The 23339-nt window shown below is 64.1% G+C and carries 17 protein-coding genes; 9 read left to right on the forward strand and 8 right to left on the reverse strand.

Features of this window, described 5'->3' with window-relative positions:
- Positions 1–25 precede the first annotated feature (25 nt).
- Positions 26–2764 carry a TonB-dependent receptor domain-containing protein gene (locus ACSH0F_RS12350; protein ID WP_435203236.1) on the forward strand — a complete coding sequence of 913 codons (2739 nt, stop codon included), beginning with the start codon at positions 26–28 and terminating at the stop codon, positions 2762–2764.
- Between the two features lie 217 nt (positions 2765–2981).
- Here the strand turns inward: ACSH0F_RS12350 and ACSH0F_RS12355 are convergent, their stop codons facing one another.
- The 8 genes from ACSH0F_RS12355 to ACSH0F_RS12390 all read right to left on the reverse strand — a co-directional run bounded on the left by ACSH0F_RS12355 (position 2982) and on the right by ACSH0F_RS12390 (position 10502).
- Positions 2982–3266, reverse strand: a complete 285-nt coding sequence (locus ACSH0F_RS12355; protein ID WP_435203238.1) for a GIY-YIG nuclease family protein — start codon at positions 3264–3266, stop codon at positions 2982–2984.
- 139 nt (positions 3267–3405) lie between these two features.
- Complete coding sequence (locus tag ACSH0F_RS12360) at positions 3406–4080, reverse strand: response regulator transcription factor (RefSeq protein ID WP_435203240.1); 675 nt, start codon at positions 4078–4080, stop codon at positions 3406–3408.
- A gap of 104 nt (positions 4081–4184) precedes the next feature.
- Positions 4185–5207: an aldo/keto reductase gene (locus ACSH0F_RS12365; RefSeq protein WP_435203242.1), complete on the reverse strand. Its 1023-nt coding sequence runs from the start codon at positions 5205–5207 to the stop codon at positions 4185–4187.
- A 226-nt stretch (positions 5208–5433) separates the two neighbouring features.
- The gene (locus ACSH0F_RS12370; RefSeq protein WP_435203244.1) at positions 5434–6171 is read right to left on the reverse strand and encodes an SDR family NAD(P)-dependent oxidoreductase; all 738 of its coding nucleotides are present in this window, start codon (positions 6169–6171) and stop codon (positions 5434–5436) included.
- 10 nt (positions 6172–6181) lie between these two features.
- Positions 6182–7324 carry an acyl-CoA dehydrogenase family protein gene (locus ACSH0F_RS12375; RefSeq protein ID WP_435203246.1) on the reverse strand — a complete coding sequence of 381 codons (1143 nt, stop codon included), beginning with the start codon at positions 7322–7324 and terminating at the stop codon, positions 6182–6184.
- Between the two features lie 3 nt (positions 7325–7327).
- Complete coding sequence (locus ACSH0F_RS12380) at positions 7328–8305, reverse strand: NAD(P)H-dependent flavin oxidoreductase (RefSeq protein ID WP_435203248.1); 978 nt, start codon at positions 8303–8305, stop codon at positions 7328–7330.
- Between the two features lie 58 nt (positions 8306–8363).
- Positions 8364–8954 carry a flavin reductase family protein gene (locus tag ACSH0F_RS12385; protein ID WP_435203250.1) on the reverse strand — a complete coding sequence of 197 codons (591 nt, stop codon included), beginning with the start codon at positions 8952–8954 and terminating at the stop codon, positions 8364–8366.
- A gap of 39 nt (positions 8955–8993) precedes the next feature.
- Positions 8994–10502 carry a tryptophan halogenase family protein gene (locus tag ACSH0F_RS12390; protein WP_435203252.1) on the reverse strand — a complete coding sequence of 503 codons (1509 nt, stop codon included), beginning with the start codon at positions 10500–10502 and terminating at the stop codon, positions 8994–8996.
- 155 nt (positions 10503–10657) lie between these two features.
- On the opposite strand from ACSH0F_RS12390, the gene ACSH0F_RS12395 reads away from it, so the two are divergent.
- The 8 genes from ACSH0F_RS12395 (at position 10658) to ACSH0F_RS12430 (ending at position 23339) form a co-directional block, all read left to right on the forward strand.
- Entirely contained in the window at positions 10658–13864 is a 3207-nt protein-coding gene (locus ACSH0F_RS12395; RefSeq protein ID WP_435203254.1) for a TonB-dependent receptor, read from the forward strand.
- Positions 13865–14010: 146 nt separating this feature from the next.
- Positions 14011–15072 carry a LacI family DNA-binding transcriptional regulator gene (locus tag ACSH0F_RS12400; protein WP_435203256.1) on the forward strand — a complete coding sequence of 354 codons (1062 nt, stop codon included), beginning with the start codon at positions 14011–14013 and terminating at the stop codon, positions 15070–15072.
- A complete protein-coding gene (locus ACSH0F_RS12405) occupies positions 15059–16255 on the forward strand; it encodes an MFS transporter (RefSeq protein WP_435203258.1) in 1197 nt (398 codons plus the stop codon). Before ACSH0F_RS12400 ends, ACSH0F_RS12405 begins: the two co-directional genes overlap by 14 nt.
- An 81-nt stretch (positions 16256–16336) precedes the next feature.
- Entirely contained in the window at positions 16337–18706 is a 2370-nt protein-coding gene (locus ACSH0F_RS12410) for a glycoside hydrolase family 3 N-terminal domain-containing protein (RefSeq protein WP_435203260.1), read from the forward strand.
- A 124-nt stretch (positions 18707–18830) separates the two neighbouring features.
- A complete protein-coding gene (locus ACSH0F_RS12415; protein ID WP_435203262.1) occupies positions 18831–20123 on the forward strand; it encodes a sugar MFS transporter in 1293 nt (430 codons plus the stop codon).
- Between the two features lie 88 nt (positions 20124–20211).
- The gene (locus ACSH0F_RS12420) at positions 20212–20946 is read left to right on the forward strand and encodes a 3'(2'),5'-bisphosphate nucleotidase CysQ (RefSeq protein ID WP_435203264.1); all 735 of its coding nucleotides are present in this window, start codon (positions 20212–20214) and stop codon (positions 20944–20946) included.
- 91 nt (positions 20947–21037) lie between these two features.
- Positions 21038–22249: an acyl-CoA dehydrogenase family protein gene (locus ACSH0F_RS12425; protein WP_435203266.1), complete on the forward strand. Its 1212-nt coding sequence runs from the start codon at positions 21038–21040 to the stop codon at positions 22247–22249.
- A gap of 19 nt (positions 22250–22268) precedes the next feature.
- A complete protein-coding gene (locus tag ACSH0F_RS12430) occupies positions 22269–23339 on the forward strand; it encodes an acyl-CoA dehydrogenase family protein (RefSeq protein WP_435203268.1) in 1071 nt (356 codons plus the stop codon).

Consider the following 23339-nt stretch of genomic DNA (forward strand, 5'->3'; position numbering starts at 1 on the left):
CCTGATCATGAGGGGGTCTCGAACCATGTCGACCGGCAAGCAGCTCGCTTCGCTGCTCCTGCTCACCACCGCGCTGTGCGTACCCGGCGCAGCTTTCGCGCAAAGCACCGGCGCAGAAGGCGTCCTCGCGGAAGAGGATCCCGCAACGGACGCGCTGCAGGCGGAGCAGGTGGAGGGTGTCGACGACACCCCGCAAGAAGAGCAATACGAAGAGCCCGAAGTCTCCGTCCCCGGCGGCGCCATCGTCGTTACCGGACGTCGGCGCGAGGACATCGGCCGCGCTTCGTCGCAGGTCGTCTCCGTCCTCGACACCGCCAGCATCGCGCGGACCGGCGAAGGCGATATCGCCGGCGCGCTGACTCGGGTCACCGGACTATCGACGGTCGGCAACGGTCTCGTCTTCGTGCGCGGCCTTGGCGATCGCTATTCGCTCGCGCTGCTGAACGGGCTGCCCCTGCCCTCCCCGCAGCCGCTGAGCCGCGTGGTCCCGCTCGACATCTTCCCGACCAGCGTGGTCGCCTCCAGCCTCGTGCAGAAGACCTACTCGGCCAACTATCCCGGCGAGTTCGGCGGCGGCGTGATTAATTTGACCACCCGCGCCATCCCGCAGGAAAGCTTCGTCAAGATCAGTGGCGGCATCAGCGGCGACACCGAAACCACCGGCGGCGTGGGCTACACCTATTTCGGCTCCAGCTACGACTGGTTCGGCTTCGACGACGGGCGGCGCACCATCCGCCCGCAGCTGCAGAGCTATCTCGACAGCGGACGCCCGATCAACGATCCCGAAGTCGACCAGGAAGCGATCTTGCTCGAACTCGGCGATCCCAATCTCATCCTGCTCCAGAGCAACAGCGGTCTGCCGGTCAATTTCTCGACCGGGGTCACTGCCGGGACCAGCTTCGACGTGTTCGGCGATGGCCAGTTCGGCGTGATCGCCACCGCCTCGATCAGCAACAAGTGGCGCAACCGCTTCATCACCCAGCAGACTGCGCTGGGCGAGGATCTCGATCTCGACAGCGACGGCCGCGAGTTCGTCACCGACAATCGCGTGCTGGTGAACGGCCTGCTCGGTTTCGGCCTCGAGGTCGGCGAGCACCGCTTCCGCTTCACCAACCTCTTCATCCGCGATTCGCTCAAGCGCGCTTCGCTGTCGGAAACCTTCGACTTCCAGAGCGACGATACCGACCAGGTGCAGAACACCTCGTGGTTCGAGCGCCAGCTGTTCGACACGCAGTTCACCGGCGAGCTCGACTTCGGCGACCTCAATGTCGATCTGCGCGCAGGCTATGCCCAAACGCAGCGTGAAGCGCCCTACGAGTGGACCTTCACCTATACGCGCACCGACAATCCGAACGATCCGCTCGGCGGCTTCTTCCTCAACACGCTCGACGGCCAGCGCGGCAGCGCGATCGTCGCCTTCTCGGACCTGACCGAGGACCTCTATTACGGCGGTCTCGACATCAGCTATCAGGTGACCGACTGGCTCGGCGTGACAATCGGCGGGGCCTATACCGACACCCAGCGCCTGTCCTCGCGCCGCGAGTTCGACCTGCGCGCGCAGGGTGACTTCCCTGACGTGTTCGGCGCCTTCCGCCCCGATGCATTGCTGGGCGACTCGCTGATCGAATTCGGTTTCGACCGCGAGGCGCAACAGGCAGCCGGCATCGGACCTTTCGGCTTCACCATCTTCGACACCACCGGCTCCGATCCGGCGTTCGAAGCGGGGCTGGAGATCAAGGCAGGCTACATCCAGAGCCGTATCCAGCCGGTCGAAGCGATCTCGCTCGATGCCGGCGTGCGCTACGAAGACGCGGTGCAGGAGGTCATCCCGCTCGGCCTCGACGGAACGCCCAGCGGCTCGGCCAATGCCTCGCTGCTGAACAACGACTATGTCCTCCCGGCCGGCACGCTGACCTGGGAGATCAACGATAATCTGCAGGCGCGTTTCAACGCGTCGAAGACCATCGCCCGTCCGCAGTTCCGCGAGCTGATCTTCCAGACCTATTTCGATCCGGAAACCAACCGCCAGTTCAACGGCAACCCGCAGCTGGTCGACAGCGAGCTGACCAATTACGAAGCGCGCCTCGAATATTACTGGGGCTCGCAAAGCCGCGTCAGCCTGGCGGGCTTCTACAAGGATATCGAACGCCCGATCGAGGTGTTCTCCAGCTTCTCCGACAACGAGCGGGTCAGCGGCTTCGCGAATGCGCCCGCCGCCACGCTCTACGGCGCGGAGTTCGAACTGCAGTGGAACAAGGACCTCTACACGCTCGGCGGCGAATGGTGGGAAAGCAAGCGCCTGGTGGCGGTCGCCAACTACACCTACACCCAGTCCGAGCTGCAGGTGACCGACGACGATATCGCGCAGGTCTTCCCCTCCGCACCGCAACCGGCGACCAACTTCTTCCGCGACGGCGTGCCGCTGACCGGGCAGAGCGACCATCTGGTCAACCTGCAACTCGGCCTCGAGGACCTCGACCGGCTGAGCCAGGCGACGATCCTGCTGAGCTATGCCAGCGAGCGCGTCACCAGCCGCGGGACCAGCAATCTGCCCGACATCATCGAAGACCCGGGCCTGCGCCTCGACTTCGTGGTTCGCCAGGGTTTCGAACTCGGCGGCGCCGACATGGAACTGAAGCTCGAAGCGCGGAACCTCACGGGCCGCGACTACGAGGAATTCCAGACCAACGGCGACACCCGCATAGACATCAACAGCTACGATGTCGGCACCAGTTTCAGCGTCTCACTCTCCGCTGAATTCTAAGGCTTACCTGAGCCTTCTTCCTGAAAGGGCCGTCCGCGGGGGCGGCCCTTTTTATTGAGCGAGACGAGTTTGGCGCGATCTGCGTTCTGCGCCTCAAGGCGCAGTCTCCCTCCACGCTCAATAAATGGTCTGCCAACCTGATCTAGAAATTAGCCGACCAACCCCGCTCAGCCTGAGCTTGTCGAAGGCCACACGCTCTCGTCTGCTGCACGTGCCACTACCTTTGCCTGTTCCGGGCAAGCGTTGAAATCCTTTGCCAGTCACCGGCAATAAGCGCTTGCTTCTTTGCTCTGCTCCGGCCCTTGATCTGTCGCTCCGCATCAAAGGCTTCGTCGCGCGTGGGGAAGTCCTGCGACCATTCGAGCGACACAGGTAGCCGGCCAGCCGTGTATCCGCCCAGCGCCCCGGATCGATGCTGCGCCAGGCGGTATTCCAAGTCTTCAGTATGACCGACGTAATAGCTGTTGTCATTGCAGCGCAGCAGATAGGTGAAGAATGCCACGACCTGTCTCTGGCGTTGGCGCGTGGCCTTCGACAAGCTCAGGCTGAGCGGTGTTAAGATGGGCTGAAGCGGGGCCAGTGCTCGCGTCCCCCTTTGGTCGCTGAGGCCAATCTGCGTTTGTCTGACGTCTCGACCGCCCTCACCGCGAATCGTAAACATACCCGAGCGACCGGACCGTCCGCACCCGCTCCCCCGCCCCGGCGGCGCGGAGGGCCTTTCGGAGGCGGCCGATCCAGACGTCGACGGTGCGCTCGTCGATCGGCGGTTCCTGCTTGCCGAGCGCTTCGATCAGGTCGGCGCGGGTGAGCACGCGGTCGGGGTTCTGGGCGAAGAAGCGCAGCAGGCGGAACTCGTTGGGTCGCAGATCGAGCGGCTCGCCTGCCCAGCGGGCTTGCAGCGCGGCGGCATCGATGGTCAGCTCGCCCAGTTCCAGCCGCTCGGCAATGCCCGGCTGGCCGCAGCCTGCCTGCAACGCCATCACCCGGTCGAGCACCTGCGTGCGGTCGAGCGGGCCGACCATGTAATCATCCGCCCCGGCCTTCAACGCGCGGCGCTTGTCCAGCGCGTCGTCCTCTTCCAGAACGATGGTGATGTGCGCATCTTCTGTGCGCGGATCGGCGCGGAGGCGCCGGCACATCTCGAGGCCGGACAGATCGTCCATCACCCAGTCGACGAAGGCGCAAACCGGACCCTCCACCACTCGGTGCGGGCCGTCGGGATAGAGGCGGTCGAAGGCATAGCGGGTCTCGCCATGCATGAAGTCTTCGAGAGTTTCGCCCAACCGGCCGGTCAGGAAGATATTGATAGCTTGCACGCGGTTTTCGTCCCACCCTGTCGGGCAAGCGATGGCGCGGGCATGTGACGCGATTGTGACCGTCGGCGCGGCAATTGTAACACTTTGCGCGCAGGCGGTTTTCGTCAGCCGTCCTTCAGCGTCAGCGACCAGTTTCGCGGCGCGGTGGACGCTACGCCGACGGGCATTTTCGGCACATAGGGATCCTCCAGCCGCGCGACCTCGTCCTCGCTCAGGTCGAGCGTCATCGCCTCGACAGCGGCGGAGATATGCCCGTCCTTCGTCGCACCGATGATCGGGGCCGTGATCCCCTTCGCAAAGTGCCACGCCAGCGCCACCGTTGCGCGCGACACACCGCGCTGTTCGGCAATCTCGCCGACCGCCTCGACGATCTTGCGATCAGCCTCGGGCGTCTGCGTATAGAGCATCTTGCCGAAACCGTCCGTCTCGCTGCGCACCGTGCTTTCGTCCCAGGCACGCGCGAGCTTGCCACGCGCCAGCGGGCTCCACGGGATCAGGCTCACGCCCTGGTCGCGGCATAGCGGGATCATCTCGCGCTCTTCCTCGCGGTAGAGCAGGTTCACATGGTTCTGCATCGAGATGAAGCGGGTCCAGCCATTGGCGCGCGCCATCTCCTGTGCCTTGGCGAATTGCCATGCGGCCATCGAGGACGCGCCGATATAGCGCGCCTTGCCCGCCTTCACGATGTCGTGCAGCGCCTCCATCGTTTCCTCGATCGGCGTATGATCGTCCCAGCGGTGGATCTGGAAGAGGTCGACATAGTCCATGTTTAGCCGCACCAGGCTGTCGTCGATCGCCTGCATCAGGCTCTTGCGCGAGAGACCGCCCGCATTGGGCGCCTGTCGCCACGGCAGGAACGCCTTGGTCGCCAGCACGATCTCGTCGCGCTTGGCAAATTCGGGGATCAGCTTGCCGACCACTTCCTCCGACGCGCCCATCGAATACATGTTCGCCGTGTCGAAGAAATTGATCCCCGCCTCCACCGCCTCGCGGATGAAGGGGCGGCTTTCGTCCTCGGACAGCACCCAGTCGCCGTGCCAGCCCCGGCTGGTGTCGCCATAGCTCATGCAGCCGAGGCACAGGCGCGAGACCTTGAGGCCGCTCGGGCCGAGATTGACGTATTCCATGGATCGATCCTTCTTCAGCTGCGGCTGCTTCCTGCCCGGCCGGGCGACAAAGGCGACAGTGTGTCGCTTGTCTCTCAATCATCTAAACATCTAATTTCACGGCATTATCCCGAAAACTCGCCGGGCGACACTCTGCGATATAGCCCCCCCCCCCGGAAACCGCCATCGGGGCAGGAAGGCATCCGTCGCAGATCGGGGCCGAGTAGGAAAGACCGGCGGCCCGCACTCAGGCCAGTGTCATGCCGCCATCGACGCGGATGGTCTGGCCGACGACGTAATCGGCCAATGGCGAGGCCAGGAACATCGCCGCCCCCGCCATGTCCGCCGGCGTACCCATGCGGCCCGCAGGAATGCGCGCGATGGCCCCGGCGGTGCGCTGCTCATTGTCGGTCGTCACCTTGGTGAGCTTGGTCGGGACCAGACCCGGCGCGATGCCGTTCACGCGGATGCCCTCGCCCGCCCAGGCCTGCGCGAGGCTGCCGACGAGGCTCACCGCGCCGGCCTTGCTCGCGGCATAGGCCGGATTACCGATCATCGCGTGAAAGGCGCCGACCGAACTGACCACGATCAGCGAGCCGCCGCCATCGGCGAGTTTCTCCCGCACCGCGCGAGCACAGTCCATCAGCGAGTCGAGATTGACCGCCATCACCGCGTCCCAGCCTTCGCGCTCGAACTCCTCGCGACGATAGCGCACTACGCCTTGGCACAGCACGACGACATCGAGCCGCTCGGGCAGGTCGAACGCCGCCACTGCCTCGCGATCCGACACATCGAGCGAGCCGAAGTGCAGGCCGGTCAGGTCGCTCCCCTCGTCGGCGGAGTAGTCGTCCGCAGAACCGCGCGTCCCGGTAACGTGCACCGAAGCGCCGCGCTCGCGGAAGCCGTGCGCGATGCCGTTGCCGATCCCGCTCGTACCCCCGATCACGAGAACGGTCTGGCCGGAATAATCGAGCGGGTCGGTCATGCGGGCCTCCTCAGATCGAGCGCGAGATCACTTCCTTCATGATCTCGTTCGTGCCGCCGAAAATGCGGGTGACGCGCGCGTCGCGCCACAGGCGGGCGATGGCGTATTCGTTCATGTAGCCCGCCCCGCCGTGCAACTGGAGTGCAGCGTCGCAGACCTCCCATTGCAGATCCGTATGCCACAGCTTGGCCGCGCTGGCCTCGTCGGTGGTGAGCTCGCCCGCAAGGTGCTTCTTGATCGCCCAGTCGAGATGCGCCCAGCCGACCTGCAGCTTGGCTTTCAGATCGGCCAGCGTGAACTTGGTGTTCTGGAATTCGAACACCGTCTTTCCGAAAGCCTTGCGATCCTTGGTGAACTTCACCGCCTCGTCGAACGCACGCTGCGCCCCGGCCTGCGCGCCCACCGCGATGCCGACGCGTTCCTGCGGCAGCTCTTCCATCAAGTGGATGAAGCCGCGCCCTTCGCCGCCGAGCAGGTTCTCGGCCGGAACGCGGCAATCGTGGAAGAACAGCTCCGATGTGTCGGCCGAATGCTGGCCGATCTTGTCGAGATTGCGCCCGCGCTCGAAGCCAGGCGTATCGGCATCGACCAGCACCAGGCTGGTGCCCTTCGCACCCTGGCTCGGGTCGGTCTTGGCGACCACGATCACGCAATCGGCATTCTGACCATTGGTGATGTAGGTCTTGGAGCCGTTGACGATCAGGTGATCGTCATCGCGCGCGGCGGTGGTGCGGATGCCCTGCAGGTCGCTGCCCGCGCCCGGTTCGGTCATGGCGATGGCGGTGATTATGTCGCCCGTCACCATGCCCGGCAGGTATTTCTGGCGCTGTTCCTCGGTGCCGAGACGCTCGAAATAGTTGGCCGTGATGTCGTTCTGCAGCGTGAACCCCGCGGAGGAGCCGAGATAGCTCAGTTCCTCGGTGATCACGCAGTTGAAGCCGAAATCGAGACCGAGGCCGCCGTTCTCTTCCTTGACCGTGGGGCACAGCATGCCGGCATCGCCCAGCGCCTTCCAAGCCTCGCGCCCGACGATGCCTTCTTCCTCGTGGCGGTCGAGATGCGGGGTCATGTGCTCGGCGAAGACCTTGCGCACAGTGTCGCGGAAGGCTTCGTGATCCTCGTTATAGGCAGTGCGATAGCTGGTATCGAGCATGGTTCAGGCTCCCTGAAAACGTGCGAGGCGCTGGGTGATGATCTCATCCGCTTCGGCCATGATGCGGTCGATCAGTTCCTTGCAGGTCGGAATGTCGTCGATCAGCCCGGCGACCATGCCGCAGGACCAGGCGCCTGCATCCATGTCGCCTTCGGTCATAATCCGCGGATAGACGCCCGCGACCTGTTCGATGATGTCCTCGAACTTGAGGTCCGCGCCCTTCTCCTTCTCGATCTGGAGCAGTTCCTCGACCGCGTCATTGGTCATCACGCGCTCGGTATTGCGCAGCGGGCGCATGACGAGCCGGGTGTCGAGCTCGCTCGCCGCGACGATCGCCTTCTTCACGTTCTCGTGCACCGGCGCTTCCTTGGTGGCGATGAAGCGCGTTCCCATGTTCATGCCTTCCGCGCCCATGGCGAGGCTGGCGACGAGGCTGCGCCCATCGGCCATACCGCCGCTGGCGACGAAGGGGATTTCCAGCTCGTCCGCCGCGCGGGGCAGCAGGATCATGTTCGGGATATCGTCCTCGCCCGGGTGCCCGCCGCATTCGAAGCCGTCGACCGACACCGCGTCGCACCCGATCGCCTGCGCCTTGAGGCTGTGGCGCACGCTGGTGCATTTGTGGATCACCTTGACCCCGGCGTCCTTGAAGAAGGGCAGTACCTGCGCGGGATTGTTGCCTGCAGTCTCCACCGCCTTCACTCCGCCGTCGATGATCGCCTTGACGAGACCCGGATAGTCGGGCGCGTTGACTGTCGGCAGGAAGGTCAGGTTCACGCCGAAGGGCTTGTCGGTCATGTCTTTGCACTTCGCGATCTCGTCGGCGAGCTTCTCGGGCGTGCCGAGCGTCAGGCCCGTGATGATGCCGAGCCCGCCCGCATTGGACACCGCCGCCGCCATCTCCGCAAAGCCGACATAGTGCATGCCGCCCTGGATGATTGGATGCTCGATGCCGAAAAGTTCGGTAATGCGGGTTTTCATGAAGCTGCCTCTCTCACAGTTGCTTTTCGCAACCGGTATCGGGCAGGCGAGCGAGAGTCTAGCTCTTCGCTAGGCTCTGCAATGCAGTCAGCAGTTCGGCCCCGTTCGCCGTAAGGGAAAGCTCCTCGCCCACCCGTTCGGCCAGCCCCTCGCGCTCGAGGTTCTCCCCCGACAGGCGGCGCTGCACGCGGCCGTAGCTGCCGCCATGATAGATCAGCGGTTCCGCATCGCGCCGGTCGAAATCGACCACTTCGCCAAGAAAGATGGCGTGGTCGCCGCCCTCGTATTCGAAGCGCGCGCGGCAGCCGAAGCGGGCCGCGCAACCCTCGATCAGCGGAGCGCCTTCAGGGCCGTCGGTGGCAGTTAGCCCGGCAAACTTGTCTTCGCCCGGCCGCGCGAAGCGGTCGGACATGTCCTGCTGGTCTGCCGCCAGCACATGCACCGCCCAGTTCTCCGCATCGCGAAAGACCGGCAGCGTGCGCGATTGCAGGGAGAGGCTCCACAAGACCATCGGCGGATCAAGGCTGACCGAGTTGAAGCTGTTCGCAGTGAGGCCGAACGGCCGCCCTTCCTCGTCGCGCGCGGTGACGATCGTGACGCCGGTCACGAAGGTCCCCAGAGCGTCGCGGAAGGCGTGGGCGTCGAACATCGCCGTCCAGCTAGGGCCGCAAGACCGGAAGGGCAAGGCTCAGGCGGGCGCGGGGCAATAGCGGGCGAGATAATCGCCATGCGCAGGGAGGCGCTCGACCAGCCAGCGGATCGACTGTTCGATCCCGTCTACCTCGCCGCCCATCACGTCCGGACCGACGCTGTCGGCCATGGCATTGCGGCTGCCGGGCATGACCCCCTGCCCCATCATCACCGCCGCCCAGCTGGTTTCGGTGAACAGTTCGTCGTCCTCGCGGAAGATCTGCCCGTTGGACCGGAACAGCTCGACCTTCTCCGTCAGCGTGTCAGGCACGTCCATCGTGCGGCAGTAGTTCCAGAACTCGGAATCGTCGCGCTCGGTGGCGTTGTAATGCAGGATCAGGAAGTCGCGGATACGCTCGAACTCTTTGCCGGTCAGGCGATTGAAGGCATCTCGCTGCGTATCGGTGATCCCGTCGAACGACAGGATCGCGATGAGCTTGGTAATGGCGGTGTTGATCAGGTGGATGCTGGTCGATTCCAGCGGCTCCATGAACCCGCCCGACAAGCCGACCGCTACGACGTTGCGATTCCAGAACTTCTTGCGCCGCCCAGTGGTGAAGCGCAGGAAATTGGGGTCCGCCGTGGGCTTGCCGGCGAGGTTGTTCACGAGGATATCGTGCGCCTCGTCGTCGGACATGTAGCGGCTGCAATAGACATGGCCGTTGCCGTTGCGATGCTGCAGCGGGACCTGCCATTGCCAGCCCGCTGCGTGGGCCGTCGCGCGGGTGAATGGTGGCGGCCCGCTGCCATCGTCGCGATTGCACGGCAAAGCCACCGCGCGGTCGCAGGGGAGCCAGTGGGTCCAGTCCTCATAGCCGGTTTCCAGCGCCTGTTCGATCAGCAGCCCGCGAAAGCCGGAGCAGTCGATGAACAGGTCGCCTTCGATCCGCTCGCCGCTCTGCAGCGTGATCGCCGCGACATCGCCGCTCTCGCTGTCGAGCGCGACATCATCAACACGCCCTTCCTGCCGCACCACGCCGCGCGTTTCGGCATAGCGGCGCAGGAATTGCGCATAGCGTCCGGCATCGATGTGATAGGCATAGTTCATCGGCGGCAGGTCCTGCCCACGCTGGTAGTCTTCCTGCCTCGCGAACTTGCCGAAATGCGCCGCCATGGTCTCGAGGTTGAAGACCTGGATCGGGCGCTTGTCTCCTCCAGCCTTCAGCCGGTGCCAGACATGGTGGAAAGCAACGCCATCGATCTCGTAACCATAGTTGCCAAAGGGGTGCAGGTAGCTATCGCCCCGACGGCCCCAGTTGGTGAACTGGATGCCCAGCTTGAAGGTCGCCTGGCAGGCCGCCATCATCTCGCGCTCGTCGATCTGCAGCGCCTGGTTGAAACCGACGAAGGGCGGGATGGTCGCCTCGCCCACCCCCACCGTGCCAATCGCTTCCGATTCGACCAGCGTAATGCGCAGCTCGCGCGCGGCCTTCAGGCGCGAAAGCGCTGCTGCCGCCATCCACCCGGCAGTGCCGCCGCCGACGATTACGATATGTTCGATTGCCATGTCCCGTCCCATGCCAGTTTGCGCAAGCTGTTGCTAGTATGCCACGCATTCGTTGTGAACGTTCATACATCGGGTTGTGAACGCTCACAACCGGCGGTATGTGACGATGCGAAGACACTTCAAGGTGTCTCCGGTCTTGGGACTAGGGAGGAAACATGTCTCTGAAATCCAATCGAATTGCGCCGGTCGCGCGCCGAATCGCCGCGCTCACCACCGCATCCGGCCTCGCACTGGTCGCCACGCAACCGGCCTTCGCTCAGGATGCGCAGGACGACGACAACGAACCCGTCGTCGAAGACAGCGAGAACACGATCATCGTCAGCGGCTTCCGCCGCTCGCTGGAAACGGCCCAGGATTTCAAGCGCGAAGCCGACACTGTCGTCGACGCCATCGACGCCGAAGATATCGGCGCGCTGGCCGACCGGTCGGTCGCCGAAGCGCTGCAGCGCGTCCCCGGCGTCAACATCAGCCGCTTCGAAGGCGCCGACGATCCGGACCGCTTCTCGGTCGAAGGCACCGGCGTTATCATCCGCGGCCTCCCCTATGTCCGGTCCGAGCTGAACGGGCGCGACATCTTCTCGGCCAATGGCGGCCGGACCCTTTCCTTCAACGACGTCTCACCCGAATTGCTCGGCCGTGTCGAAGTGTTCAAGAACGTCACCGCCGACATGATCGAAGGCGGCATCTCGGGCACGGTCAACCTCGTCACCCGCAAGCCGCTCGACAATCCGGGCTTCAACCTGGCGGGCACGATCGAAGCCAATATCGGCGATCTGGCCGAAGAATGGTCGCCCGGCTTCTCGATCCTCGGATCGAACACCTTCGACCTGCCCGGTGGCAGCGTGATCGGCATCCAGCTTGCCTATGCTCAGCAGGAGCTGGTCACCCGCACCGACGCCTCGCAGATCACCGACCCGTGCTACCGTCCGCGCGATCTGACGACCGGCGGCTGTTTCCGCGTCGCCCCGACGACCGACGCAGGTTTCGGCGAACAGGAATTCGACGCGACCAACTTCCCGCCCGACGACAGCGTGATCGTACCCCAGGGCGGCGGCGTGCGCACCACCGACCTGGAGCGTGACCGCCGTGCCTTTTCCGGTGTGTTGCAATGGGAGAGCGCCACTGGCGACGCCGTCATCACGGCAGAATACCTGCGCGCCGAAACCGATACGTCGCTCGACGAATTTTCCGGCCTAGCGCTGGTCAACAACCCGGCCTTTTTCCCCTTCTATGTCGACGGAACGACGCCGGTTATTGAAGGCAACCGCGTCGTTTCCGGCACACTGACCCAGGTTTCGGACTTCGGCGTCCAGGCGCTGCCGACCGAATTTCTGCGTTTCCAGCAGCGCGGCGAGGCGATGACCGAAGATTTCTCGCTTGATCTCGAATTCCAGCCGACCGATCGCCTGCGCCTCAACGCGGAAGTGCAATACATCAATTCGACGCGGGAAGCGGCCGGGTTCATCGCGGCGACGCAGACCTATTCGAACATCTTCTTCGACTTCCGCGAGGAAACCCCGGAAATCCGGTTCCTGCAGCCCGGCACCGGCGACTCTCCGGCATCCTATTTCACCGATCCGAGCCGCACGTTCTACTGGTTCAATCTCGACAATCAGGAAGACAATGAGGGCGAGCTCTACAGCACCCGCATCGATGCCGAATACGACATCAGCGATACCGGCTTCTTCCGCAGCGCCCGCTTCGGCGCTCGCTGGGCCGATCGCAGCCGCGTCACCCGCAATTCCAACTACACCAACTGGAGCAATCTGGGCGCGGTGTGGGCTGGCCGTAACGGCAACTGGAACTGCGACGATTACCAGGCCTTCGGTTGCGGCGGCGCCTATATCGCCGACTTCCCCGAACTGGCAGAAGTTCGCACGCCATTCGGCGAAGACTTCCAGCGCGGCAACGCGCCGGTGCCCTTCGGCGACGGATCGGCCTTCTACTTCGGTCCGGACAATCTGGTCGACGCCTATCTCAACGGCGATCTGACCGGTCCGCTGGCGGAGGTGCGCGCCTTCACGCTGACGCCCGAAGGCCGCGGCCTGATTTTCGAGCGTACCAATCCTGACGGCACGCCCTGCGATCCATTCTGCCAGGGCGATATCTCGGACGTCGAGGAATCGACCACCGCCGGCTATGTCCGCGTCGATTTCGGCACCGACTTCGGCAACGGCATGAGCCTGACCGGCAACATCGGCCTGCGTTATGTCGACACGGAAATCCGCGTGGGCGGACGCATCCAGTTCCCGACTGCCTTCGGACTGGGTTTCGCCGATCCGAACACTGAGGTCACTCCTGCTGTGCTGCGAGCACGCTGTGCCGAGCTTGGCGGCGGTGGACCGGGCGATCCTCCCGGTAGCGTTCCGGGCCTCGAATACTGCCAGCTGTCGGATGCGCGACTGGCCGAATTCGCTTCGCGCTACACAGGCGAGATCCTGCAGGACAACGACAACATCGGCTTCGATCACTGGTTGCCGAGTTTCAACGCCAAGCTGGATTTCGGCAACGGCATGATCCTGCGTGGTGCGGTGTCGCGGAATATCGAACGGCCCGATCTGGCAGCGTTCCAGACCGGCGGCACGATCGGCCGTAATACCGGCGCCCTGGCGAACGACGGGCTACTCGATACCGGCCGCCTGTTCGCCATCACCTCGGGCAACCGCTTCCTGCGGCCGACCACGGCGTGGAATTACGACATTTCCGCCGAGTGGTATTTCGACGACGTGGGCTCCATTACTGCAGCCTTCTTCCTCAAGGACCTGCAGGGCGTATTCAACAACGGCGCGGAAAACCGCACTTATACCAGCCCCAGCGGCGTCGATATCGATCTCGTCTACAACTCGACCTTCAATATCGACGATGGCGTGATCAAGGGTGTCGAGCTGGCCTATCAGCAGGTCTACGACTTCCTGCCGGGTCCGCTCTCCGGCCTCGGTACGCAGCTGACCTATACCTATGTCGATCCGGGCGATCTCAACAATGTGTTGAACGGCGCGAACCCGATTGCTGCCAGCCTGCCGCTCGTCGGCGTGTCGGAGCACACAGTGAATGCCACGGTGTTCTATGAAAAGGGGCCGATCTCGGCACGTGCAGCCTACAACTGGCGCTCCGAATACCTGCAGACGCCGCGCGACGTGATCTTCCCGTTCTCGCCCATCTACGGTGAGGCGACGGGACAGCTGGATGCCTCGATTTTCTACGCGGTCACCGACAATGTGAAGATCGGCGTGCAGGGCGTGAACCTGCTCGATGAGGTCACCAAGACTAGCTACGTGATCGATTTCGATGGCACGCGGGTCATCCGCTCCGCCTTCCGCAACGATCGCCGCTTCACCTTCCTGGCGCGCTTCGATTTCTAAGCTACACCAGTGAATTGAACGAAGGCGATGGGCCCGGTCGGAAGATCGGGCCCATCTGCAATCGGGTGAGCGTTTGACCAGGCGTCGTTGCAAGCCTGCGGCAACGCGGTACAAGCGGCTCGCAAACGCAGCATAGGGGGTTATCGATGGCAAGGCGGCGACAATCCGTCACCATCAAGCACGTGGCAGCCGATGCAGGAGTTTCCCTGCAGACGGTAAGCCGCGTCATCAATAACGAGCCCAATGTCCGCCCGGAAATGAAGAAGCGGGTTCAGGACAGCATCGACAAGCTCGGCTATGTCCCCTCGATCGCAGCACAGCGCATGAGCGGGTCGCGGTCCTACCTGATCCTGGCGATTAACGACCGGGAGCGCACAATTGCCGACTGGCAGGCCAGGCTCGGCACCGACTGGGTCGACCAGATGCTGCTCGGCGGCATGCTCGCCAGCGGGGAGCGCGGCTATCGCATGCTGGTGGAACTGGTCGACACGCATAACGACCATGTCGAACGGGAGCTGTCGGCAGCCATTGCCGCCTTGCAGCCCGACGGCGTGATTCTGACGCCACCCCACTCCGAAAACACGCTGATCACCGGCTTGCTGGCAAAACGGAACATACCTTTCGCCCGTATCGGTTCGAAAGCGACCGGGCCGGGGATAGCCATGACGATGGGTGACGAGCATCTCGCCGCGATCGCCACCGATCACCTGATCGAGCTCGGGCATCAGCGGATCGGCTTCATTGCCGGACCTGACGATTACAGCCTCGCCGACTGGCGTATCGACGGCTGGCGCGGCGCGATGGCGCGTGCGGGCTTCGACGCAAACGGCCTGTGCGAGCGTGGCGACTTCGGCTTCGAGAGCGGGCTGGCTGCCGCTCGCGCATTGCTCGACCTGTCCGACCCGCCGACCGCTATCATCGCCAGCAGCGACCAGATGGCGGTCGCCACGCTCGAAGTCGCGCGGGCGGACGGCCTTTCCGTGCCGGACGACTTGTCGCTGATCAGTTTCGACAATACCCCGATCGTGCGCTTTACCGAACCGCCGATGACCGCGCTGGACCAGCCGATCGCGGCGACGACCGCCAAGGCCGTGGAACTCCTGATCGACGGTGAACCGCGAACCGGAGACGAGGAGCCGATCGTTATCGAAGGCAGCCTCGTGGTGCGCGGATCGACTGGCCGGGTGCCCCAGCGTGCTGTCAACTGACGCGGACCAGCCTGCCGCACTGCAGTCGGCTCGCTTCCTCTGGCTCTACGCGCTGGCAGCCGCCGGTGGTGCCGTCGCCTATGTGCCTTTCCTGACCATCTTGCTGCCTGAGCGGATCGCAGTGTTCGCGGGACAGGAGAAGGTTGAGACGCTGGCCTATGGTGCCTTCGCCGGAGCCATAGCAGCTAGCCTCGCCAATATCGGGTTCGGCTGGGCAAGCGATCGCACCGCCTCGCGACGGCCATGGATCTACACCGGGCTCGTATTGTCGAGCGTGCTGCTTGTCGCGATGCGCGAAATCGACAGCCTCCCGACGCTGCTCATCATGCTCGTTTGCTGGCAGGTCGCGCTCAACATGATGCTCGGCCCGCTTTCCGCTTGGGCGGGTGATCATGTGCCCGACGCGCAGAAGGGTTTTCTCGGCGGTCTGCTGGCCTTCGCCCCGGCGCTCGGAGCCTTGTCGGCGGCAATCGTCACTATTCCCGGCCTTGCCGAGGCAGACATGCGGCTCATCATCGTCGCGCTGCTGGTCGCCACCATGGTCCTGCCGGTCATGCTGTTCGGCAAGCCACGCCCCATGCCGCACTTGATGGCAACGGACGCTTCACCCGAGCCCCGCCCCGCCACCGGGCGCATCACGATAGCCCGCATGTGGCTGGCGCGGCTGCTGGTCCAGATTGCCGAGGCCGCGCTGTTCGCTTTCCTGCTGTTCTGGTTCCGCAGCATCGACGAGGCCGTGACCGACAACGACACAGCGCTCGTCTTCGCAATTGTCCTGGGGCTTTCCGTTCCTCTGGCGTTACTCGCAGGGCGCTGGTCGGATAGCGGCAACCGGCCGTTCCGCCCCCTCACCCTGGGCGCAGGCCTTGGCGCCGTCGGCCTTGTCGCAATGGCAGCAGCGGACGATCTTTCGACCGGGATCGCAGGCTATATCCTTTTCGGCCTTGCGACGAGCGTGTTCCTCGCCCTGCATTCCGCCCAGACCCTGCGCGTGCTGCCAAAGCCGAAAACGCGGGGCCGCGATCTCGGCCTGTTCAATCTCACTAACACCGTGCCCTCTCTGATCATGCCGTGGCTCACGCTTGCCTTGGTCCCGGTATTGGGGTTCTCGGCGTTGTTCCTGCTCCTTGCGGTGCTGTGCGCGGTGGCCTGTGTCATTCTGTGGACGATCCAGCGCCGCTAGCCGCTTGACCTGCCAGCGGGTCCGTGGCACCTCTCTTGGGAACGTTCTCAATAGGGATCCGAGGACGTGGGGAGATAGCGAATGAAGCGTTGGGTCTGGGCCGGAGCGGCAGCATGTGCTCTGGCAGGTTGCACACAGGTTTCCGAGGTCGAGCGGCCCGTCGTTGCCGCCGCGCCAGCGAGCGAGGACGCGGCGATCGCCGACATCGTGTCGCGCATGAGCCTGGAGCGCAAGGTCGCCCAGCTGATCCAGCCGCAGATCAACTCCTTCACTGCTCAGGACATGGAGCGCTATCGCTTCGGCAGCTATCTCAATGGCGGTAACGGCGGCCCCTATGGCGACGAATTCGCCCCGCCTGCCGAATGGCTGCGCCTCGCCGACGAAATGTACGATGCATCGACCCGGCCCCTGCCCGATGGCGAGCCGGTGATCCCGACCATGTGGGGCACGGACGCAGTCCACGGCCACACCAACGTAATCGGCGCAACGATCTTCCCGCACAATATCGGCCTTGGCGCGACACGCGATGCCGACCTGCTGCGCCGCATCGGTCGCGCAACCGCGCGCGAGATCGAGGCGACCGGGATCGACTGGAACTTCTCGCCCACCGTGGCGGTCGCGCGCGACGATCGCTGGGGGCGGACCTATGAAAGCTATTCCGAAGACCCACAGATCGTCGCTCCCTTAGGGGCCGCACTGGTCGAAGGTCTGCAGGGCGCCAAAGGGGCCGAGGATTTTCTCGGCGACGGACGCGTTATCGCAACTGCCAAGCACTTCTTCGGCGACGGCGGCACCACGCAGGGTATCGATACCGGCGACGTCAACGGCGAGATCGAGGCGCTGAAAGCAATTCACGCCGTGCCTTATCCCCCCGCCATCGATGCCGGGGTGCAGGTCGTGATGGCCAGCTTCAATTCGATCAACGGCGTGAAGATGCACGGCAACGAGGCGCTGCTGACCGGTGTCCTGCGCGACGAAATGGGCTTCGACGGCCTGGTCGTCGGCGACTGGAACGGTCACGGCCAGGTCAAGGGCTGCACCGTCACCGACTGCGCGCAATCGCTCAAAGCAGGCCTCGACATCTACATGGTCCCCGACGACTGGAAGGGACTGATGGACACGCTGGTCGCGCAAGTGAACGACGGCACGATCCCGATGGCGACGCTCGACCGTGCGGTGACCCGAATTCTGCGCGTGAAGATGCGCGCCGGGTTGCTGGACGCCGATGTTGCCAAGCCTTCGGAGCGCGGACTGGGCCGCGACCTGTCGGTCATTGGCTCTGCCGAACACCGCGCCATCGCGCGCGAGGCGGTGGCGAAGTCTCAGGTCATCCTGAAGAACAGCGGCGTGCTGCCGCTGAAGCCGGGTGCCGACATCCTGATCGCAGGCGAAGCGGCAGACCAGGTTTGGCGCGCTGCAGGTGGCTGGACGCTGACCTGGCAGGGCGGCCCGGACCTGACGGACGAGTATTTCCCCGGTGCAACCTCGATCCGCGACGGCATCGAGCAGGCTGCGCGGGAGAGCGGTGGTTCTGCGACCTATTCGGCGGACGGCAGTTACTCCGCCAAGCCCGACGCGGCGATCGTGGTCTTCGGCGAGGAAGCCTACGCCGAGTTCTACGGCGACCGGAAAACGCTGGTGTTCCGCGACGAGGAAGGGCTGGAGCTGCTGCGCAAGTTCGACGCCGCAGGCGTCCCGACCGTCGCGGTGTTCCTTTCCGGCCGCCCCATGTGGATGAACCGTGAAATCAACGCTGCCGACGCCTTCGTGGCGAGCTGGCTGCCAGGCGGCGAAGGTGCCGGTGTGGCAGATGTGCTGTTCGGCAAGCGCGAGGCGACCGGGCGTTTGTCCTTCAGCTGGCCCACCGACTGCAGCGGCAAGCCGGTCAACGGCGCCCAAGGTGCGTTGTTCGAAGTCGGCTATGGACTCAGCCTCACGCAGCAGCTCGCTCCGCAGTACCTATCGGAGGAATGCGCCTATCTAGAGGAAGCACCGTCGGCCGACTGGTTTGCCAACGGTCGCCTGGCCGGAGAGGTGACTGCCACGTCCGGCGGGACCGCTCTGGTCGGCCTGCGCGGAAATGCCGGTGGCATCGCAGCGCGCGGCTTCGACCGCCTGCGACAGGAAGACGCTCGCGAGATCGAATTCGCACCCGGCGCTTCGCTGCAGCTTAGCGGCCCGGCATCGGATGGTGCCGCATACCGCATCGCCTATTCGCTGCCCGGCGCACCGACTGCGCCGGTTACGGTCAGGATCGGTGACACCGTGCTGGACGTGACGGACGAATTCCGCGTCGGCGGCGGCAAGGGCTGGCGCGAAATGGTATTGACGCAAAGCTGTATCGCCGACCTCGCGGACACGGTCACGATTACGTCCGAAGGACCGCTGACGATGCAGATCGCCGGTATCGCGCGGCAGGATGTTCCCGCAGGGACCGATTGCTCGTTCTAGGTCTGGTCGGGGTTCGCATTCGTGAATTCGTATTTGCTCTGGAATGCTAGAGGATAATGGCGCAGGCATCGCGTAGGGATGACACGCCGCCCGGCAGGGCGCGTGCTTGGGAGGAACTGAAATCATGGCATTAGCACCCGACGTCGCGTCGAGCACCGATCCGCATCCGGTCGAGGATGAGGGTACCGGCATCAATGCGCCCGGCCTGCAGTATTTTGTCTTCGGCCTGTTCTTCATCTTCGGCGGCATCACCTCGCTCAACGATGTGATAATCCCGAAGCTGAAAGAGCTGTTCACGCTCAACTACACGCAGGCGATGCTGGTGCAGTTCTGTTTCTTTACCGCCTATCTGGTGATCGGCATCCCGGGCGCGAAGCTGGTCAAGCGCATCGGCTACATGCGAGGCGCGGTGGCGGGGCTCGTTACCATGATGTTCGGCTGCCTGATGTTCATTCCGGCCAGCCAGACGGCAACCTATTGGGTGTTCCTGCTGGCGCTGTTCGTGCTCGCGAGCGGGGTGGTGATCGTGCAGGTCGTGGCCAATCCGCTCATCTCGTTGCTCGGCCCGCAGAAGACGGCGCATAGCCGCCTGACCTTCGCGCAGGCTTTCAACAGCCTCGGGACCACGATTTTCCCGATTGTCGGCGCGGCCATCATCCTGGGCAGCCTGGCCAATGTCACCGCCGACCAGCTGTCCGGCGCTGAACTGCAGGCCTATCGCCAGGCGGAGAGCGAGGCGATCTGGCAGGGCTATTTGGGCGTTGCCATCCTGATCGCACTGGTAGCAGCGGCGGTCTGGATGTTCCGCAATCGCCTCGAAGGCGAGAAGCACGAAGCATCCTCCGGCCTCGCCGGCCTCGACCTGCTGAAGCGCAGCCGGTTCGGCTATGGGGCGCTCTGCATCTTCCTGTACGTCGGTGCGGAAGTCTCGATCGGCTCGATCATCATCAACTATCTCGCGCAAGACCGTGTGCTCGGCCAGCCGGAGAGCGTGATCGGCTGGATGATCGGCCTCTATTGGGGCGGCGCGATGGTGGGCCGGTTTATCGGTTCTTATTTCCTGCGGGTCTTCTCGCCGGGCAAGATCCTCGCCTTCAATGCGACGGGTTCGATCCTGTTGATCCTCATCAGCGCCATGACCACCGGCGAGGTCGCGGCTTACAGCCTACTCGCAGTCGGCCTGATGAACTCGATCATGTTCCCGACGATCTTCTCGCTCGCCTGCGAGAAGCTGGGTCCGCGCGCAGCCGACGGTTCGGGCATCATCAACGTGGCCATCTTTGGCGGGGCCGTCGTCCCGCTGCTCTACGGCGTGCTGGCGGATGTGAGCGGCAGCCTCGCCTTCGCCATGATCCTGCCGATCGCCTGCTACGCGATCATTGCGGGTTTCGGCATTTTCGCACGCCGGCCTGCCTGATCTCGCACCTGCACAAATTCGGGGGTTCGCAAGGCAGGCTCGCTCTGCCATGCGGCCCCCGAAATCTTTTGGCCGATAGGACCGCCCAATGACCGATGCCGAACTCGCCGCCCACCTCGCCCATGTCGCAGGCAAAATCCTGATCGAAGTGCGCGAAAGCGGGATGTTCGAGGGCAAGAGCCTCGGCAAGGCAGGCGACGAAACGGCCAACCAGTTCCTCTGCCATGCCTTGCGCCAGCAACGCCCCGAAGACGGCCTGCTGTCGGAAGAGGAAAAAGACAACGCCGCACGCCTCGACAAGAAACGCGTCTGGATCGTCGACCCGGTCGACGGAACCCGCGAATATGGCGAAGCGCGGACCGACTGGGCCGTCCATGTCGCGCTCTGCATTGATGGCAGGCCGGAGATCGGCGCTGTCGCCCTGCCCGGCCTCGATTGCGTGCTCCGGACCGATGCGCCGATCGACGTGCCTGCGGCTGCGGAGAAGCCGCGCATGGTCGTGAGCCGCACGCGTCCTGCGGCAGAAGCGGTGAAGGTCTCCGAAGCCATCGGCGCAGAGCTCGTCGGCATGGGCTCGGCCGGCGCCAAGGCCATGGCCGTGGTGCGCGGCGAAGCGGAAATCTACCTGCACACCGGCGGCCAGTACGAATGGGACAGCGCAGCCCCTGCTGCCGTCGCCCTCGCCCACGGGCTCCACGCCAGCCGGATCGACGGCAGCCCGCTGACCTACAACCAAGCCGACACTTACATGCCCGACCTCCTCATCTGCCGCCCCGAATGGGCCGAGCGAGTCCTGTCTGAAGTCGCCGCGCTCGCATCCTAGGGACGCGCGGCAAGCGGCCTTGCTCTAGCGGATTTTCGCTTGCTTCCTATTTGCGGTATGGGAGTCGCCGCAGATAGAGAGGACAGCGCCCATGGCCACACAACTCGAGCCCGCAACCCAGACCGACGAGGACGCCTTCCGCGCGGAAGTGCAGCAGTTTCTGGCGGACAATTTTCCCGACGAACTGAAGGGCACGAACAATGCCCTGTCCGGCGTCGACGGCCCGACCAATGAAACCCCCGCCCAGAAGAAATGGCGCGAAGCCATGGGCGCGCGCGGTTGGGGCACGCCGACCTGGCCCAAGGAATATGGCGGCGGCGGCCTGAGTAAAGCACAGGCCAAGATCCTCGAGCAGGAAATGGGCAAGGCCGGGGCCTACAATCCCATCGGCGGCATGGGCGTGATGATGTTCGGCCCGACGCTGCTCGAATACGGCAGCGAAGAGCAGAAGAAAGAGCACATCCCGCCGATCACCCGCGGCGAGATCCGCTGGTGCCAGGGCTACAGCGAACCCAATGCCGGTTCCGACCTCGCCAATTTGCAGACCTTCGCCGAGGACAAGGGCGATCACTATCTCGTCAACGGACAGAAGACCTGGACCAGCGGCGGGCAGTGGGCGGACAAGTGCTTCGCCATCGTTCGCACGGACAAGAGCGACAAGCACAAGGGCATCAGCTTCATGCTGATCGACATGGATTCGCCCGGCGTCGAAGTCCGCCCGATCACCATGATCAGCGGCACGAGCCCGTTCTGCGAAACCTTCTTCACCGATGTGAAGGTGCCTAAGGACAACCTGGTCGGCGAAGAGGGCCAGGGCTGGACCATCGGCAAACGCCTGCTCCAGCACGAGCGCACCAATATCTCGGGCGGCGGCAGCCTTGCTCGCCTTATGGGTCAGAGCCTCGGCGAAATCGCCAAGAAGTACCAGCCCACCGGCGACGACGGCGAGCTGGCCGATGCCGTGCTACGCGACAAGATCGCCGATTTCGAGATCCGCTGGAACAGCTTCCTCCTTACCGCGCGCCGCGCCGTGGAGGAAAGCAAGGCGCAGGGCGGCGTGTCCGAAATCAGCTCGGTACTCAAGAAGCTCGGCACCAAGCTCAGTCAGGAACGCAGCGAGCTGTTGATCGAGATCCGCGGGCTTCAGGGCCTCGGCTGGGAAGGCGATGGCTTCCGCGACAGCGAGCTGGAAGCCGTGCGCGGCTGGCTCTTCGGCAAGGCCACGACGATCTATGGCGGCTCGACCGAGATCCAGAACAACATCATCGCCAAGCGCGTGCTCGGCATGCTCGACCATCAGTAAGGCGAGAGGGACAAAGACAATGGCAGTTCTCAACGAAGAACAGGAAATGCTGCGCGACATGGCGCGCGAATGGGCCGTCAACGAAAGCCCGGTCACCGAATTTCGCAAGGTCCGCGCCAGCGGCGAGCCGGAAGCTTTCAATCGCGATGCCTATGCGACCATGGCCGAAATGGGCTGGGCCGGGGTCATCATCCCTGAAGAGCACGGCGGGTCGGACTTCGGTTTTATGTCGGCAGGCCTCGTGGTCGAGGAACTCGGCAAGACGCTGACTGCCAGCCCGCTGGTGATGAACACAGTGGCCGCAAGCGCCATCGTGCTGGGTGGCAGCGATGAGCAGAAAGCGAAGTGGCTGCCGAAGCTGGCCAGCGGCGAGGCGATCGCGACGATCGCCGTCGACGAAGGCGCAACGCACGATCCCTCGAAGATCGAAACCAGCGTTTCGGAGGGCAAGCTCAGCGGCACCAAGGCTTTCGTCCATGAGGCACATGGCGCCGATCTGTTCGTGGTCGCTGCGAAGGACGGCCTCTACCTAGTGGAGAAGGGCGATGGCGTATCGCTCGCCACGCGCAAGCTGACCGACCAGCGCAGCCATGCCGATGTCACTTTCGACGGCGCGGCCGCGGACAAGCTGGCCAATGGCGGCGACAACCTGCTCGACGACGTACTCGACCGGGCGCGCGTACTGACGGCAGCCGAGATGCTCGGCATGGCGCAGCAGGTGTTCGACGATACGCTTGCCTATCTGAAGCAGCGTGTACAATTCAACCAGGTGCTCGCCAGCTTCCAGGCGCTGCAGCACCGCATGGCCGACCTCTTCGCCGATCTTGCGCAGATGCGTTCGGCTGTCGAAGCGGGCCTGCAAGCCGTCGATGGCGGCTTCGGTGTAGCGCGCGCGGCGACGATCGCCAAAGCGGAGGCCAACCGCGTCATGCACACCATGGCGAACGAGGGCATTCAGCTACACGGCGGTATCGGCATGACCGACGAATACGACGTGGGCTTTTATCTCAAGCGCGCCCGCGTGCTGGAGCAGAGCTTCGGTTCGTCGAGCTACCTCAAGGACCGCTTCGCGAAGCTGTCGAGCTACTGA

The organism is Qipengyuania sp. 902 (assembly GCF_051195295.1).
Classification (GTDB): Bacteria; Pseudomonadota; Alphaproteobacteria; order Sphingomonadales; family Sphingomonadaceae; genus Qipengyuania.

Bases quoted from the DNA above. Each gene is read 5' to 3' on its own strand.
- ACSH0F_RS12350 (WP_435203236.1), top strand. From the start codon at position 26: ATGTCGACCGGCAAGCAGCTCGCTTCGCTGCTCCTGCTCACCACCGCG.
- ACSH0F_RS12365 (WP_435203242.1), bottom strand. From the start codon at position 5,207: ATGGAATACGTCAATCTCGGCCCGAGCGGCCTCAAGGTCTCGCGCCTG.
- ACSH0F_RS12370 (WP_435203244.1), bottom strand. From the start codon at position 6,171: ATGACCGACCCGCTCGATTATTCCGGCCAGACCGTTCTCGTGATCGGG.
- ACSH0F_RS12375 (WP_435203246.1), bottom strand. From the start codon at position 7,324: ATGCTCGATACCAGCTATCGCACTGCCTATAACGAGGATCACGAAGCC.
- ACSH0F_RS12380 (WP_435203248.1), bottom strand. From the start codon at position 8,305: ATGAAAACCCGCATTACCGAACTTTTCGGCATCGAGCATCCAATCATC.
- ACSH0F_RS12385 (WP_435203250.1), bottom strand. From the start codon at position 8,954: ATGTTCGACGCCCACGCCTTCCGCGACGCTCTGGGGACCTTCGTGACC.
- ACSH0F_RS12390 (WP_435203252.1), bottom strand. From the start codon at position 10,502: ATGGCAATCGAACATATCGTAATCGTCGGCGGCGGCACTGCCGGGTGG.
- ACSH0F_RS12395 (WP_435203254.1), top strand. From the start codon at position 10,658: ATGTCTCTGAAATCCAATCGAATTGCGCCGGTCGCGCGCCGAATCGCC.
- ACSH0F_RS12400 (WP_435203256.1), top strand. From the start codon at position 14,011: ATGGCAAGGCGGCGACAATCCGTCACCATCAAGCACGTGGCAGCCGAT.
- ACSH0F_RS12410 (WP_435203260.1), top strand. From the start codon at position 16,337: ATGAAGCGTTGGGTCTGGGCCGGAGCGGCAGCATGTGCTCTGGCAGGT.
- ACSH0F_RS12415 (WP_435203262.1), top strand. From the start codon at position 18,831: ATGGCATTAGCACCCGACGTCGCGTCGAGCACCGATCCGCATCCGGTC.
- ACSH0F_RS12420 (WP_435203264.1), top strand. From the start codon at position 20,212: ATGACCGATGCCGAACTCGCCGCCCACCTCGCCCATGTCGCAGGCAAA.
- ACSH0F_RS12425 (WP_435203266.1), top strand. From the start codon at position 21,038: ATGGCCACACAACTCGAGCCCGCAACCCAGACCGACGAGGACGCCTTC.
- ACSH0F_RS12430 (WP_435203268.1), top strand. From the start codon at position 22,269: ATGGCAGTTCTCAACGAAGAACAGGAAATGCTGCGCGACATGGCGCGC.